We start from the raw sequence: 16,795 nt of genomic DNA, 5'->3' as shown, positions 1-16,795 counted from the left end.
TTAAATAGATGGATGGGGGTGTTTGTTTGTGGCTAAATCACTAGTTATAGTTGAGTCACCTGCAAAAGCTAAGACTATAGAAAAATTTTTAGGAAAAAGCCATTATACAGTAAAAGCATCAGTTGGACACGTGAGAGACTTACCTAAAAGTAAATTAGGAGTAGACATAGAAAACAACTTTGAACCTGGTTATATTAATATTAGGGGAAAAGGCGATGTAATTAAGGAACTAAAAAAAGAAGCAAAAAAAGCAAAAAAAGTATATCTCGCAACTGACCCCGACAGAGAGGGAGAAGCTATATCTTGGCATTTAGCACATATACTGAGTTTAGAAGAAGATGATGAATGTAGAATAGAGTTTAATGAGATAACAAAGGATGCAATAAAGAAAGCGATTAAACACCCTAGAAATATAGACCTAGATCTTGTAGATGCACAACAGGCTAGAAGAGTTTTAGATAGACTACTTGGATACCAAATAAGTCCTATCCTTTGGCAAAAGGTAAGAAAAGGTCTTAGTGCTGGTAGAGTGCAGTCTGTTACAACGAAACTTATTTGTGATAGAGAAAAAGATATTAAAGCCTTTATTCCGAAAGAATACTGGACAATAGATCTAAATGCAAAAACTAAAAAGGGTGAAGATATCAACTTTAAGTTCTACGGTAGAGATGGAAAGAAGTTGGATCTCGAAAACGAAGAAGTAGTAAATGAAATACTTAAAGCAATCGAAAATAAAGAGCTTGAAGTAGCTAGTATAGAATCTAAGTCTAGACGTAAATCAGCTCCTAAGCCTTTTACAACGAGTATGTTGCAACAGGAAGGTGTAAACAAACTGTCTTTTACAACTAAAAAGACTATGATGATAGCTCAAGAGCTTTATGAAGGTGTAGATATAAAAGGTGAAGGAACTGTCGGTCTTATATCTTATATCAGAACAGACTCAAAGAGAATCTCTGATGAGGCTAAAGGAAAGGCAATGGACTATATCCTTGATAATATAGGTGAAAACTATTACAAAAAGGAAGTAAAGAAAAAAGAAGCTAAAGAAGGTAAGAAGGTTCAGGATGCCCATGAGGCGATCAGACCTACTTCTGTTGATAGATCTCCCGACAGTGTAAAAGATTCTCTTACTAAGGATCAATTCAAGCTTTACAATTTAATCTGGAGAAGATTCGTGGCAAGTCAAATGGAGGACTCTGTTTTTGATATACTAAATGTTGAGTGTAATATAGACAATATAATATTTAAGGCTACAGGATCTAAAATGAAATTTGATGGTTACACAAAAATATACAACTTCTCAGATAGGGAGGATAGAATTCTTCCAAGTATCAGTGAAGGTGAAAAATTAAAAGTTGATGAAGTACTTCCAGAGCAACACTTTACACAACCGCCTGCTAGATATACAGAGGCGAGTTTAGTTAAGACTCTTGAAGAACTAGGTATTGGTAGACCTAGTACTTATGCACCTACAATTGCAACGATCCTCAATAGAGAGTACGTTGAGAAACAAGGCACTAGTTTACATCCTACTGAACTAGGTATAATAGTGACTGATATATTGGAGAATAATTTCCAAAAATTTATTGATGTAGATTATACAGCCGATATGGAGAGAAAGCTGGATAAAGTAGAGGAAGGAAAGACCGAGTGGAAAGAAGTCGTTTCTGAATCATACGAGCCGCTTAAAGAAGCCATAGAAGTTGCTATAGAAAATATTGAAAAAGTAAACATGGATGAAGAAATAGATGAGATATGTGAGAACTGTGGATCTAATATGGTAATAAAATACGGTAGATTTGGCAAATTTATTGCATGTAAAAATTATCCAGAGTGCAAAACATCCAGACCCCTTGTAAATAAAATAGGCGTTAAATGTCCAAACTGTAAGGATGGGGATATAATTCTTAGAAAGTCTAGAAAAGGGAAAGCTTTTTATGGATGTACAGGATATCCAGATTGTGACTTTGTTTCATGGAACAAACCTACAGGAGATATATGTGAAATTTGTGGGTCATATATGGTTGAAAAGGTTACAAAATCTGAAACTAAGATAGTTTGTTCAAATAAAGAATGCAAGGCTGTAAAGGTAGTTTCTGAAGAAGAAAAAGAATAAAATAATGTAAAAGATTGAAAATTTTAAAAAATGAGAAATTTAGCTTGAAAAAAATTATAATATATGATACTCTTTCAAGTGTACAGATAAAATGATGAATTTAAGCTTAAAATATGAAAATAAAAAGGTAAATAAATGGCCTAGATTTCATGAGGAGATGATTAGATGGCAAGTGAGGTTCTACAAAAGACGAGAAAGATTAATAAAATTTTACAGACAAGTGGCGGTAGCAATGTATCTTTCGATTTACTTTCAAGAGCATTAGGGGAAGTACTTAGTTCTAATGTTTATGTAGTAAGTGCGAAGGGAAAAGTGCTTGGTCTTTATCTTAATGATGCGGAAGATAGTTCAGTTATTGAGGATGAAATGACAAAGCAAAAGAAATTCCCAGATGAGTATACTGAAAACTTGCTGTCTGTAACAGAAACTCAAGAAAACATAACTGGAGACGTTTTATTAAAGATTTTCCCGCTAGAACATAATAGAGTACATAAATACTCTACTGTAGTTCCAATACTAGGAAGTGGTCAAAGATTAGGTACAGTAGTTCTTTCGAGATACGAAGAGTTATACAACGATGACGATTTAGTTGTGTCAGAATACAGTGCGACTGTTGTGGGGCTTGAGATTCTTAGAGCTATCGGTGAAGAGCTAGAAGAAGAGATGAGAAAGAAAGCAGTAGTTCAAATGGCTATAGGAACATTGTCATACTCAGAATTAGAAGCCGTTGAGCATATATTCGACGAATTAGATGGAAGAGAAGGATTACTAGTAGCGAGTAAGATTGCAGATAGAGTTGGTATAACTAGATCTGTAATAGTTAATGCGCTTAGAAAGTTTGAGAGTGCTGGAGTGATAGAGTCTAGATCTCTAGGAATGAAAGGTACTCACATTAAAGTTCTTAACGACAAACTTATTGAAGAACTTAAAAAGCTAAAAAATGATCAATAAGCAATAAGTTATGCACTTAATAAGGTATCTATACTAATAGATACCTTTTTTAATAGAGTTTAAAATGTATGATAATATTGTATTGTACAGATAATTTGTATAGATAAAAGGAAATTAATTTTTGAAATAGAGGAGATGGGACGTATGCCTTTAGCCGATAAAATTAGACCTAATACACTTGATGATGTAGTAGGACAAAGACATATAATTGGAAAGGGAAAAGTACTGACAAAGATTTTGGAGTCGGGTTTTTTGCCTAATATGATTTTTTATGGACCTCCTGGTGTTGGTAAAACTACAGTGTCTGAAATTATCGCAAAAAAGAGCAACAAAGGTTTTTACAAAATAAATGCGACGAACTCTTCGCTTGAAGATATAAAGAAGATAATAGCTAAGTTAGATGAAATCGACAATATAAACGGTATACTCCTTTACATAGATGAGATACAGAGTTTTAATAAAAAACAACAGCAATCTATCTTAGAATTTATGGAAAACGGTCAGATAACTCTTATAGCCAGTACAACAGAAAATCCATACCACTATGTGTACAAGGCATTGATAAGTAGATCTACTGTGTTTGAATTTAAGCCAGTAGAAAAAGCAGAAATACAAAGAGGGCTTAAAAGGGCGATTGACATTTTAAAAGAAGATAGTTTTATGGAAATTGAATACACTGATGCAGCTTTGGAGAGTATAGCAGATATATGTGATGGAGATATGAGAGTTGCACTAAATACTTTAGAAGTTGCCGTTTATTCGACTAAGCCGAATCGAGAAAATATTGTAAAAGTTGATCCAGAGGCTGTCAAAAAATCCAGTTTAAATAAAACTCTAAACTTCGATAGAGATGGAGATAGCCACTATGATATTCTAAGTGCATTTCAAAAATCGATAAGAGGAAGTGATCCTCAAGCTTCTGTTCACTATCTCGCTAGGCTCGTTAAAGGCGGAGACCTTATTAGCATATGTAGACGACTTCTTGTAATCGCATGTGAGGATGTAGGGCTTGCCTATCCAAATGCAATAGTTGTTGTTAAAGCTTGCGTAGACGCGGCTATGCAGCTTGGATTTCCTGAAGCTAGAATACCTTTAGCTCAAGCTACAGTGCTACTTGCTACATCCCCTAAATCAAATTCAGCGTACCTGTCTATCGATAAAGCATTGGAAGAATTGGACAATGAATATGTAGGAGATATACCTTCTTATTTAAAAGGATCTGGAAAGTATTCAAACGATGGTTGTGAAGTGTACAAGTACTCCCATGATTACGAAAATCACTATATAAAGCAGCAGTATTTACCAAACGAAATTAAGGACAGTAAATACTATATTCCTCAGGAAAACAAAACTGAAAAGGGCATAAAAAACCATCTTGATTTTTTAGATAAAAAATGAAAATTTTAATGTTGACAAATTTACTAGGATATAATAGAATAAAGATGAAATCAAATCATACTGTTTTAGTATGAATTAGTTTTCATTATACAGAGGTGATGAAATATGAAGCTATCGACAAAGGGTAGATATGGTCTAAAAGCTATGTTTGTCTTGGCCTTAGAGCAGGACAAGGGGCCTATACCTCTAAAACTAATAGCAAACAGGCAGAATATATCTATGCAGTATTTAGAGCAAATATTTTCTGCACTTAAGAAGGCTAATTTAGTGAAGAGTGTTAGGGGAGCACAAGGTGGATATCTATTAGCTAAGAATGCAAAGGACATAACTGTAGGTGATGTCTTAAATGTCTTAGAGGGTCCAGTGTCTATATCTGAGTGTATGTTGGACGAAGATATATGTGAAAACTCAAATACATGTGTAACTAAAGGAGTCTGGGAAAAAATTAAGAAGGGTATAGAAGACGTTACATACTCTATAACACTTCAAGACATGATAGATGATAATTTAAAGAATATGCAAGAAAAAATATAGAATAATTAAAAGATTTGGAGATGAATTTGATGGAAAAAAGAAGATTATATATGGATTACTCAGCTACTACTCCTGTAAAACAAGAGGTTGTGGATGCGATGCTACCTTATTTTACGGAGTACTTTGGTAACGCATCTAGTTTCCACACATTTGGTAGAGAGGCCAAAGAAGCTCTAGACAAAGCTAGAGAACAAGTTGCTGATCTAATAAATGCTAAGCCAGGTGAAGTGTTCTTCACAGCGGGTGGTAGTGAAAGTGATAACTGGGCTCTAGAAGGTGTAGCTTACGCCAATAGAGAAAAGGGTAATCATATAATCACTACTAAAATAGAACATCATGCTATACTTCATACTTGTGAATACTTAGCTAAACATCATGGATTCGAAATAACATACCTTGATGTAGACAGCGAAGGTAAAATAGATTTAAAAGAACTTGAAGATGCTATAAGAGATACTACAGTACTTATAAGTATTATGTTTGCCAACAATGAAATCGGTACTATCGAGCCGATCAAAGAGGCATGTGCAATAGCTAAAAAACACGACATATTGTTCCACACTGATGCAGTTCAAGCTGCTGGTAATATTCCAGTAGATGTTAAGGATCTTGATATAGATTTAATGAGTATGTCTTCTCACAAGATCTACGGTCCCAAAGGTGTTGGAGCTCTATATATAAAAAGAGGTGTAAAACTTCACAATCTAGTACACGGAGGAGCTCAAGAAAAAGGTAAAAGAGCAGGTACTGAAAATATCCCAGCGGTAGTTGGATACGGAAAAGCTTCTGAATTAGCTAAACAAAATTTACCAAATCATATCGAGACACTAACTAGACTTAGAAAGAAACTTATAGATGGAGTATTAGAAGCGATACCTTTTACAAGAGTTAACGGTAGCTTAGAAGATAGATTGCCGGGAAATGTTAACTTCGCATTTGAATTTATTGAAGGAGAAGGAATACTTCTATTATTAGATATGTTAGGAATAGCTGGTTCAAGTGGATCTGCTTGTACATCAGGATCATTAGATCCTTCACATGTACTTTTAGCTATAGGATTACCACATGAAATAGCTCATGGATCACTTAGACTTACAGTAGGTGATTTTACAACTGATGATGATATAGACTACATCATAGAAAATCTTCCAAAAGTTATAGAAAGACTTAGAAGTATGTCTCCACTATACGATGATGCAAAAAGAGCAGGAAGAGTTAAATAGCAAACAGTATAAACTATATATAGATAAATTGATTGGAGGAACTCATTATGCAACAATACAGCGATAAAGTTATGGATCATTTCCTAAATCCAAGAAATATGGGTGAAATAGAGGGAGCAAGTGGTGTAGGTGAAGTTGGAAACCCTACCTGTGGAGATATAATGAAGGTATATCTTGATATAGATGGCGATACAATAAAAGATGTTAAGTTCAAAACATTTGGATGTGGATCTGCTATAGCAAGTTCATCAATGGCGACTGAGATGATAAAAGGTAAAAAAATTAAAGAAGCATTAGAATTGACAAATAAAGCAGTTGCAGAAGCTCTAGATGGATTACCACCAGTTAAAATGCACTGTTCAGTGCTTGCTGAGCAAGCGGTAAAAGCGGCTTTGATAGATTATGCTAAGAATAATAATATAGATATACCAGAGCTTGATGGATATGTTATAGACGATGCTCATGATCATGAAGTGCCAGAAGAAGAAGACTAAAAAAAGAATATTAATATAACCGTAAAGGCTGAAACATCTGATTTTAATTAATACAAGAACTCTTGTTATTTCAGTTAAAATAATGTTTCAGCTTTTGCGGTTTTGATCTGTAAAGAAGTTTTTGTTATACTGCTATTAAGAGGTGAACTTATGAAGAAGAAGGTAATGATAGGTATGAGTGGCGGAGTAGATAGTTCTGTTGCTGCATATTTACTAAAAGAACAAGGATACGACGTTGTCGGCGTAACTATGAAATTATGGCAAGATGACGATGAAGAGATAGAGCTTGAGGGAGGATGTTGTTCTCTTTCAGCTGTAGAAGATGCCAGACGTGTTGCAAATAATATAGGTATACCGTTTTATGTATTAAATTTTAAAGATGTATTTAAAGAAAAAGTTATAGACTATTTTGTGGACGAGTACTTAGATGGAAAAACTCCTAATCCATGTATAGCTTGTAATAAATATATAAAATTTGACGAATTCTATAAAAAAGCAAGACAAATAGGATGTGACTATGTAGCTACTGGACACTATGCAAAAATAGAAAAAGACGAAGAAACTGGCAAATATTTGCTAAGAAAATCAGTTACTGACAAAAAAGATCAGACATATGCTCTATATAATTTGACATCTGAGCAACTAGAACACACTTTACTGCCTATTGGTGACTATGAGAAGGATAGGGTAAGGGAAATAGCTAAAGAAATGGGAATGCTAGTGTACAATAAACCAGATAGTCAAGAAATATGCTTTGTAAAAGATAATGATTACGTTAATTATGTAAAAAATCATACAAATAAGAGTATTGAAGAAGGATATTTTGTAGATACTAAAGGAAATATCTTAGGAAAGCATCAAGGAATTATACATTATACAATAGGTCAGAGAAAAGGCCTAGGTATTGCATTTGGTAAGCCAATGTTTGTAGTAGATATAAATCCTAAGAACAATACGGTAATCTTAGGAGACAATGAAAATCTATTTAAAACAGAACTTATAGCTAGAGATGTGAATCTAATATCAATAGATAAAATAGAGGAGCCAATGAGGGTTGAGGCAAAGATAAGATACAGTGCAAAGCCATCCCCAGCGACAGTTTACAATAATGGAGATGGAAGTATAAAAATAGTATTTGACGAGCCACAAAGAGCTATAACCAATGGACAATCAGTAGTTATGTACAATGGAGATATTGTTGTAGGCGGTGGAATAATAACTAACGAGTAGAACTATTAAGTAAAAAAATAAAGTTTTACATCGCAACAGTATTGATTAATTTCATAAAATTTAGTATATTAGTATAATAGTATATTTATTAAAATTTAAAAACTAGCTTTGACGAGGAGTAGTAGATTATTTAAGTTCTATCAGAGAGAGGGTATGGTGGAAACCCTTAGAATGTATCAATCGAAGCAGTCTCTGAGCTACAAGTTTGAACTAACAGTAGAATTTGTCGGTAGTCACGTTATAACTGAGGTTTTCCGAAGATACTACAATTTTTGTAGTAATTAGGGTGGTACCGCGATATAGTCGCCCCTATAATTATTTAATTATAGGGGCGATATTTTATTTTAATCAATTAAAATAATAAGAATTAAGATTTTAAACAAAAAAGTATTTTAAATTATAATAATTTATAAAATCAAAAATTATTTAGGAGGAAATGTTATGGAAAAATTAGGTTTGAATGAAATAAGAAGAAGATTTTTAAATTTCTTTGAATCAAAAGATCACTATGTAGTAGAGAGTTATCCTTTAGTACCAAACAACGATAAGAGTTTGTTGCTAATAAATGCGGGGATGGCACCTCTAAAGAATTATTTCTCTGGAGTAGAAGTACCACCTAGTAAGAGAATGAGCACATGTCAAAAATGTATAAGAACTGGTGATATTGAAAATGTCGGAGTTACTGCAAGACATGCTACATTCTTTGAGATGATGGGTAACTTTTCATTTGGAGATTACTTTAAAAGAGAGTCTATAAAATGGGGTTGGGAGTTTGTAACTGAGCACTTAAACATACCTCAAGATAAGATATGGGTTACTGTTTATGAAGAAGATGATGAAGCTTTTGAAATATGGGAAAAGGAAATGAACTTCCCAAAAGAAAGAATAGTTAGACTAGGTAAAGACGATAACTTCTGGGAAATAGGAGTAGGACCTTGTGGACCTTGTTCAGAGATTTATTTTGATAGAGGGGAAGAGTACGGTTGCGATAATCCAGATTGTAAACCAGGATGTGACTGTGATAGATATTTAGAGTTCTGGAACCATGTTTTCACTCAATTTGATAGAGACGAACAAGGAAACTACAATTTACTTGATAATAAGAATATAGATACTGGTATGGGACTTGAGCGTATGGCTTGTATTATGCAAGACGTTGACACTATATTCGAAGTTGATACAATAGGTTATATTTTAAATACAGTTGAAAAACTTACAGAGACTAAATACGGAGAAAATCCAAAGTCTAATATGTCTATAAGAATAATTACAGACCATATAAGAGCTGTAAGCTTTATGATAAGCGATGGAGTACTTCCATCAAACGAGGGTAGAGGTTATGTTCTTAGAAGACTTCTAAGAAGAGCTGCTCGTCATGGAAAGCTTCTAGGCGTAACTGATTCATTCTTATTCAAACTAGTGGATGCTGTAATAGAAGTTAGTGGAGAAGCTTATCCAAACTTAGTTGAAAAAGAAGGATACATCAAAAAAGTAATAAGAATAGAAGAAGAAAAATTCAGCGAAACTATAGATCAAGGTACAGAGATACTTGCTTCTTACGTTGATGAACTTAAAAAATCAGGGAAGAGTGTATTAAGTGGAGAGAACGCGTTTAAACTATACGATACTTACGGATTCCCAGTTGATTTAACTAAAGAGATACTAGCAGAAGAAAACTTAACACTAGATGAAGACGAATTTAATAGAGAAATGGAAGAACAGAAAAAGAGAGCTAGATCAGCTAGAGGGAATATGGAAGGCGAAGGATGGAAAGAGGATCCAATATCTAAATTAGACGAAACTATAGATAGCGAATTTGATGGATATGACGATTTAAGCTTAGATGGAACTGTAGAAGTTCTTGTTAAAGAAGGCGAGTTAGTTGACTTTGCATCTAAGGGAGATAGTTTAATAGTAGTACTTGATAAGACTACATTCTACCCAGAAGGTGGAGGACAAGTAGGAGATAAAGGGCTAATAAAAGCTGACGGAGTTGTTGTAGAAGTTGAGGAAACTAAAAAAGGTGCAAACAACAGTATAAAACACTTCGGTAAGATTTTAGAAGGCGAAATAAAAGTAGGAAGTAAAGTTAAGACTTTCGTTGATAAAGAAATTAGAATGGCATCTGCAAGAAATCACAGTGCTACTCACCTACTTCACAAAGCATTAAAAAATACACTTGGAGACCATGTTAATCAAGCTGGTTCGCTAGTTACTCCAGATAGACTTAGATTTGATATAACACACTTCGAGCCTATTTCAAAAGAGGAACTTTTAAAAATTGAGCAAGAAGTAAATGATGCAATTTTATCGTCATTGGATGTAAAATGTGATATTATGGATATTAAATCAGCGAAAGAAAAAGGAGCTATGGCATTATTTGGCGAAAAGTATGATAATGAAGTTAGAGTAGTTTCTATAGGGGATTATTCATCAGAGTTATGCGGTGGAACTCACTTAAAAAATACTTCACAAATAGGGCTATTTAAGATATTATCTGAAGGTGGTGTAGCTGCAGGAGTTAGAAGAATCGAAGCTATAACAGGTAGAGCTGTTTACAAATACATCTTAGACAAAGAAAATGATATACAAGATATATGTACTGTTCTAAAGACTAAGGAAGAAAATCTTTCTCAAAGGGTTGGAGCTATTTTAGAAGAAAATAAAAACTTAGCTAAAGAGCTACACGATGTTAAGTCTAAAGTAAGCTTACAGTCAGCTGACGCAATTCTAGATTCAAAAGTTGATATAGAAGGAGTAAGTTTGATAACTTATAAATTAGAGAATACAGATATGGAGACACTTAGAGAGACAGCAGATAATTTAAGGGATAAATTAGGCTCAGGAGTTGTAGTTTTAGCCAATATTGCAGATGATAAAGTTAACTTCGTAGTAACAGCTACTAAAGATGTTATAGACAGAGGAATTCACTCAGGTAATATAGTTAGAGAAGTTTCAAAAATAGCTGGCGGTAAAGGTGGAGGTAGACCAAACATGGCACAAGCTGGTGCTAGTGATGTTACTAAGGTCGACGTAGCCTTAAACAGCGCAAGTGAAGTTGTTAGAGGGCAAATTAAATAACAGTATTCACTTTAAGGAGGTTTTTATTTTGGAAAAAGATTTAGACTTTACAATGAAGTTTGAAGGAATTAACGAAGAGAAGTTAAGTGTTAGCGAGACTATTGACTTTGTTCACAAAGCTTTAGTTGAAAAAGGGTACAATCCAATAAATCAAATTATAGGATATTTACTTTCTGGAGACTCAAGTTATATAACAAGCTATAAAAATGCCAGATCTGTGATTAAACAATTTGAGCGAGATGAAATACTTGAAGAAGTCTTAATGTACTATTTAAATAGAAAGTAGGTCGATTATGAAAAAAATTGTGTCTTTGATAGCAGTAGTTATGGTATTAATACTCAATGCTACTCAGTTTGGATATGCTGAGGAAAAAGGAAAAGTTATATTTATAAATATGAATCGAACTAATCTTATAAATATGCGAAAAATACCTATTTTAGAGAATGAAATAGATAGAAGAGGTTATTTAGCATATATGAACATTAGGGGAGATAAGGGTACTAATGATAGAAGATCTTATGCTAGCATGGGCGCAGGTGGAAGGGCTAATGTAAGTAAAATTGAGGATCCGATTATATTCAATAATACGAATAAAGAGGATGCTAAAAAATTCAAGGCTGTTACAGGAAAAGACGCTAAAGAAATAAACTATTTAAATGTTAATAGATCTATAAATGAAAATTATGAAAATGGAGAGTTTGGATCTAGCTTAGGGGTATTAGGTCAAACTTTGTCAGATAATAATTTAAAGACAGCTGTAATTGGTAACTCAGATATAGTTGATAATGGAAAACTATTAGAAAATAGAGATCTGTGTTTAATGGCTATGGATCAATATGGTAGAATAGACATGGGAAATATTGATGACATTAATAAAAAAGATTTAAGTATGCCATTTGGTATCTCAACCGATTATGATAAACTTCTCAATGAAACAAAGAAATACCATTCTCAAAGTGATGTTGTTTATGTAGATTTGGGAGATACTTATAGACTTGACCTCTATAGAAATAGTTTAAATGATAATTCCTTTAATGAAATGAGGAATAATATTGAAAAGAAGATAGATGAATACTTAACACAAGTTTTTAAAATGGCAGGGAAAAATGACATTATTTATATAGCTAGTGGATTTCCAAGTGATATTGATTTTAAGAATAAGAGAAGATTAACTCCGATTGTTAAATTTAAAGGAGATGGTAAAGGCTTAATCTCATCTGCAACAACTAGGAGAAATGGTATTACAGCGAATCTAGACGTTGGAGTGGATATATTAAATGAATTTGGCCTTAAAAATAAATTAATGGTTGGAAAGCCATTTAACTTAATTGATAAAAACAATAATGTAGAGTATTTATTAGGCGAATATGAAAAAATCGTATCTATTACAAATGTACGAGCGACGATTATTAATACATTTGTAAGTGTAATTTCTATCTCGTGGATTATAGCTACAGTTGCGATATTAATTAGAAATCGTATACCAAGTAAAGAAAAAATATTTAATATTTTAAAGGAATTGATAAAACTAGGAATATTGATGCCTTTATCTTTTATGATAGCTACTCTTTTTAACTTTAAATCACAGATAGGAATTTTAGTTGGAATTTTTATGGTTGCTTCTATTTTATATTTACTGGGAAGAGTTTTATTTAAAGATGATTTAAAACATATGGGATTTTTCTCTGGAGCAACGATACTGTTAATAGTATTAGATTCTATTTTGGGTACGTATATGATGAAAAATAATATCATGAGCTACGATGCTATAGTAGGTGCCAGATACTATGGAATTGGTAATGAGTATGGTGGAGTAATTATAGGAAGTAGTATATTTGCTATTTCTGTACTTATGAACTATAAGGAGATTCCAAAATGGACCGTTATATTGGCAAGTTTGGTGATACTGATAACATGTGCATACCCATCAATGGGTGCAAGTGTTGGCGGAGCAATTTCTGAATGTGTTGCATATCTGTTATTTATATTCCTAATATTCAACATGAAAATTGATTTGAAGAGAATATTGATATTAGGATTTTCTGCAGTAGCTGTAGTAGCAATTTTTGCATATTTAGACATTGTTTCTGGTGCTGAATCACACTTAAGTGGTTTTGTTCAACAAATTATGCTTAAGGGTCCAGGGCAGATAATTCAAACATTCACTAGAAAAATTGAAATGAATATAAAAATAGCACAGACGAGTGTTTGGGTAAATATTTTGCTTGCTGGAATAGGTATAATGGCAGTATTAATATTTAAGCCATCGAAGCACTTTAAAAGAGTTATGATAGAGTATCCGATTATATTTAAAGGACTTGTTTCATCAGTAGTAGGATGTGTAGTTGCCTTATTAGTAAATGATTCTGGGATAGTAGCAGCGGCAACAGCATCAATTTATATATTTATACCTGTTGTGATAATAAGTATAAATATGATTATTTTTAATGAGAGTAATACTAGTGAAATTTAGTGATGATAGTACAATGAATGTGTTGTATACTCTAAGAATGAGCACTTTTTGAACAGAAAGTAGGTAAAACAATGAAAAAGAAGATTGTATCTCTGATGGCTGTAGTTATGATACTGTTAGTCACGGCTACTCAATATGGATTTGCTGAGGAGAAAGGGAAGGTTGTATTCATAAATATGAATAGAACTAACCTAGTGAGTATGCGTAAGGTACCTACTCTGAAAAAAGAATTAGACAACAGAGGATATATTGCGCTTATGAATATCAGGGGAGACAAGGGGACTAATGATAGACGATCGTATGCCAGCATGGGTGCAGGTGGTAGAGCAAATGTTACCAAAGATGAAGATGTAATTAACTTTGGTAATGTAAGTAAAGAAAATGCAAAAATATTTGAAGCTGCTACAGGGAAAAAAGCAAAAGGCATAAACTACTTAAATGTAAATAGATCAATTAACGATAACTTTGAAAATGGGGAATTTGGATCTACCCTTGGCAAAATGGGACAAACTCTATCTGATAATAATCTTAAGACAGCAGTTATCGGTAACTCAGACACATTAGAAAATGGGGAAACTGTTAAAAACAGAGATTTATGTCTTCTTGCTATGGACGAGTACGGTAGAATCGATATGGGAAATGTAGACGATATAAATATAAAAGATACAAGTATGCCATATGGAATATCTACTGATTACGAAAAACTTACAAATGAAACAAAAGAATACTACTCAAAAAGTGATGCACTTTTTGTAGATCTTGGTGACGCTTATAGATTAGACGCCTATAAAGGCAGCTTAAACGAAGATACTTATGAATCAATGAGAAAAAATGTAGATGAAAAGATTGATAATTATTTAAAAGAAGTTTTTAATATGGTTGGAGAAAATGATGTAGTCTATGTAGTAAGTGGATTTCCAAGCAATTTAGATTACAAAAATAAGAGAAGACTTTCTCCAGTAGTAAAATTTGAAGGTACAGGCAAAGGTCTTCTAACATCATCTACAACTAGACAGAATGGAATAGTTGCCAATTTAGATATAGGTGTTGATATACTTGATGAATTTGGAATCAAAAGCGATTCTATGGTAGGGAGATCATTTAGCAATGTAGATAAAGAAGAAAATGTAGAGTACCTACTTGGAGAGTACGAAAAGATAGTGTCTATATCCAATATAAGAGGTACTATAATAAACATATTTGTAAGTGTAGTTTCTGTATCGTGGATTATTGGAACAGTTGCTATACTGTTTAGAAACCGCTTTAGACACAAAGAAAAAGTATTCAATGTGTTAAAAGAGTTAATAAAGTTAGGTATAATAATGCCGCTATCGTTTATGATTGCACCTCTAATGAATTTTAAAACTCCTATGGGAATACTGCTTGGTATATTTGCCGTAGCATTGGGACTGTATGTTATAGGAAGAGTATTTATTAAAGATGACCTAAAGCATATGGGATTCTTTGCAGGTGTTACAATAGCGCTTATTGTAATAGATTCTATGTTTGGAACATTTATGATGAAGAACAATATCATGAGTTACGATGCTATTGTCGGAGCTAGATATTATGGGGTCGGCAACGAGTACGAAGGTGTAACTATAGCTAGTGCAATATTTGCACTGTCAGTTCTCATGAATTACAAGAAGATTCCAAAGTGGTCAGTAATAGTAATAAGTTTGATAATACTAATAACAAGTGCTTATCCATCTATGGGTGCAAATGTTGGTGGAGCAATCTCTGAATGTGTAGCATACCTGTTATTTATACTTCTGATTTACGATGTGAAAATCGACTTTAAGAAAATAATCCTTTTGGGATTGTCAGCAGTAGTAGTGGTAGCAGTATTTGCTTTCTTAGATATTAAAACAGGATCAGGTTCTCACTTAGGGGCATTTGTTCAGCAGATTATGGTCAATGGACCTGGTGAGATAATACAGACATTTGTTAGAAAGATTCAAATGAATGTTAAGCTAGCTCAGACTAGTGTATGGGTAAATATACTGCTTGCAGGAATAGCTATAATAGCTGTGTTAATATTTAGACCATCGAAACACTTTAAAAAAGTTATGGTAGACTATCCGATAATATTTAAAGGATTTATATCATCAATGGTAGGATGTATAATTACATTATTGGTAAATGATTCAGGAATAGTAGCAGCTGCTACAGCATCGATTTATATACTGATACCTATTGTGATAATAAGCATAAATATGATAATATTTAATAAAGAGAATATAAGCAAGATGTAATATTTAAGTTAGTCGGGGTTGATGCCCTGGCTAATTTATTTTAATAATAAAAAAAATTAAAATTGGTAAAGCTTATAATGTCAACACAGGTAATATAAGGATATAAGTTATTAGGAGAAATAAAATTATGTTAGATGGAAGAATTATGGGGCTCGATATAGGAGATAAGACCATAGGGGTTGCTGTAAGTGATCTAATGGGATTAACTGCACAAGGAATAAAAACAGTTCATAGAGTTGGAAAAAAGAAAGATATAGAAGAGCTAAAAAAGATTATTGCTGAAAGACAAATTAACAAGATAGTTTCTGGTCTTCCGAAGAATATGAACGGGGATATAGGGCCACAAGGTGAAAAGGTAATGAAATTCTGTGAGCTTTTAAAAGAGGAAACTGGTTTAGAAGTAGACCTTTGGGATGAGCGTTTATCTACAGTTGCGGCAGAAAGATCGCTGTTAGAGGGCGATGTAAGTAGGAAAAAAAGAAAAAAAGTAGTTGATATGCTTGCAGCAGTGATTATCTTACAAGGGTATTTAGATTTTAAAAGACATTAACAGAGTACGCATAAGTATATTAACTGTATAAAAAAGACTAAGGTTTTTACGCCTTAGTCTTTTCTAGTGATTTAAATCGTTTCAATCCCGAAATAGGATAGCTTTAAATATTTATACAAAAACAGAAATAGCTAGTAAACCATACAGTACAAATACTACTACAGCAATTATGAATGTAACAAAACCTGCTCTATTCCATGTTTCTTGAATAGCTAAAAATGTTTCTATATCTTTATCAGTTTTATTCCAAGCCCATTCGTTTCCTTTAAAGCCACAAACAAATACCCATATAAAATTCACAAATGGTATTAAGCATATTAAAGGTAAATAACTCTTATTTCCAAATCCCCAAATTATATTGTGCATAAATGCTCCCCAGTTCCATCCCTGAACTCGTTTTAAATCATCCTGTGTTTCAAATTGCATATTATTATCCATAATATTCATCTCCCTAAAATTGATAAAAGTGCAAGTTTATTTTAACTTTAT

General features: G+C 33.0%; 13 protein-coding genes and 1 other annotated feature. Of the genes, 12 read left to right on the top strand and 1 reads right to left on the bottom strand.

Features of this window, described 5'->3' with window-relative positions; all coding sequences use genetic code 11:
* Positions 1-28: 28 nt before the first annotated feature.
* From topA to ruvX, 12 genes are all read left to right on the top strand, one after another.
* Positions 29-2,116 (top strand): type I DNA topoisomerase, encoded by a 2,088-nt coding sequence (gene topA, locus J2Z43_RS04465; protein WP_209456024.1) that lies wholly within the window; start codon positions 29-31, stop codon positions 2,114-2,116.
* Positions 2,117-2,281: 165 nt separating this feature from the next.
* The gene (gene codY, locus J2Z43_RS04460) at positions 2,282-3,067 is read left to right on the top strand and encodes a GTP-sensing pleiotropic transcriptional regulator CodY (RefSeq protein ID WP_024622042.1); all 786 of its coding nucleotides are present in this window, start codon (positions 2,282-2,284) and stop codon (positions 3,065-3,067) included.
* Between the two features lie 144 nt (positions 3,068-3,211).
* Positions 3,212-4,465, top strand: a complete 1,254-nt coding sequence (locus tag J2Z43_RS04455) for a replication-associated recombination protein A (protein WP_209456023.1) — start codon at positions 3,212-3,214, stop codon at positions 4,463-4,465.
* A gap of 105 nt (positions 4,466-4,570) precedes the next feature.
* A complete protein-coding gene (locus J2Z43_RS04450) occupies positions 4,571-4,999 on the top strand; it encodes an RrF2 family transcriptional regulator (protein ID WP_027701669.1) in 429 nt (142 codons plus the stop codon).
* 29 nt (positions 5,000-5,028) lie between these two features.
* Positions 5,029-6,222, top strand: a complete 1,194-nt coding sequence (gene nifS / locus J2Z43_RS04445) for a cysteine desulfurase NifS (RefSeq protein WP_209456022.1) — start codon at positions 5,029-5,031, stop codon at positions 6,220-6,222.
* Positions 6,223-6,269: 47 nt separating this feature from the next.
* The gene (nifU, locus tag J2Z43_RS04440) at positions 6,270-6,716 is read left to right on the top strand and encodes a Fe-S cluster assembly scaffold protein NifU (protein WP_024622039.1); all 447 of its coding nucleotides are present in this window, start codon (positions 6,270-6,272) and stop codon (positions 6,714-6,716) included.
* Positions 6,717-6,866: 150 nt separating this feature from the next.
* On the top strand, positions 6,867-7,946 hold the full coding sequence (gene mnmA, locus J2Z43_RS04435; protein WP_209456021.1) for a tRNA 2-thiouridine(34) synthase MnmA: 1,080 nt from the start codon (positions 6,867-6,869) through the stop codon (positions 7,944-7,946).
* Between the two features lie 99 nt (positions 7,947-8,045).
* Positions 8,046-8,260 (top strand) — a binding site (T-box leader).
* Positions 8,261-8,387: 127 nt separating this feature from the next.
* Positions 8,388-11,027 carry an alanine--tRNA ligase gene (gene alaS / locus J2Z43_RS04430; protein WP_209456020.1) on the top strand — a complete coding sequence of 880 codons (2,640 nt, stop codon included), beginning with the start codon at positions 8,388-8,390 and terminating at the stop codon, positions 11,025-11,027.
* 28 nt (positions 11,028-11,055) lie between these two features.
* Positions 11,056-11,313 (top strand): IreB family regulatory phosphoprotein, encoded by a 258-nt coding sequence (locus tag J2Z43_RS04425; RefSeq protein ID WP_327786920.1) that lies wholly within the window; start codon positions 11,056-11,058, stop codon positions 11,311-11,313.
* Between the two features lie 7 nt (positions 11,314-11,320).
* Positions 11,321-13,501 carry a hypothetical protein gene (locus J2Z43_RS04420; protein ID WP_234925965.1) on the top strand — a complete coding sequence of 727 codons (2,181 nt, stop codon included), beginning with the start codon at positions 11,321-11,323 and terminating at the stop codon, positions 13,499-13,501.
* A 71-nt stretch (positions 13,502-13,572) separates the two neighbouring features.
* A complete protein-coding gene (locus J2Z43_RS04415; RefSeq protein WP_209456019.1) occupies positions 13,573-15,756 on the top strand; it encodes a hypothetical protein in 2,184 nt (727 codons plus the stop codon).
* A gap of 127 nt (positions 15,757-15,883) precedes the next feature.
* Positions 15,884-16,306 carry a Holliday junction resolvase RuvX gene (gene ruvX / locus J2Z43_RS04410; protein WP_024622035.1) on the top strand — a complete coding sequence of 141 codons (423 nt, stop codon included), beginning with the start codon at positions 15,884-15,886 and terminating at the stop codon, positions 16,304-16,306.
* Positions 16,307-16,417: 111 nt separating this feature from the next.
* On the opposite strand, the gene J2Z43_RS04405 is transcribed toward ruvX, so the two are convergent.
* Complete coding sequence (locus J2Z43_RS04405) at positions 16,418-16,744, bottom strand: ribonuclease G (RefSeq protein WP_209456018.1); 327 nt, start codon at positions 16,742-16,744, stop codon at positions 16,418-16,420.
* Positions 16,745-16,795: the final 51 nt, after the last annotated feature.

It is taken from the genome of Metaclostridioides mangenotii, assembly GCF_017873185.1.
Lineage (GTDB): Bacteria > Bacillota > Clostridia > Peptostreptococcales > Peptostreptococcaceae > Metaclostridioides > Metaclostridioides mangenotii.
This window is presented reverse-complemented; position numbering and strand designations above follow the sequence as displayed.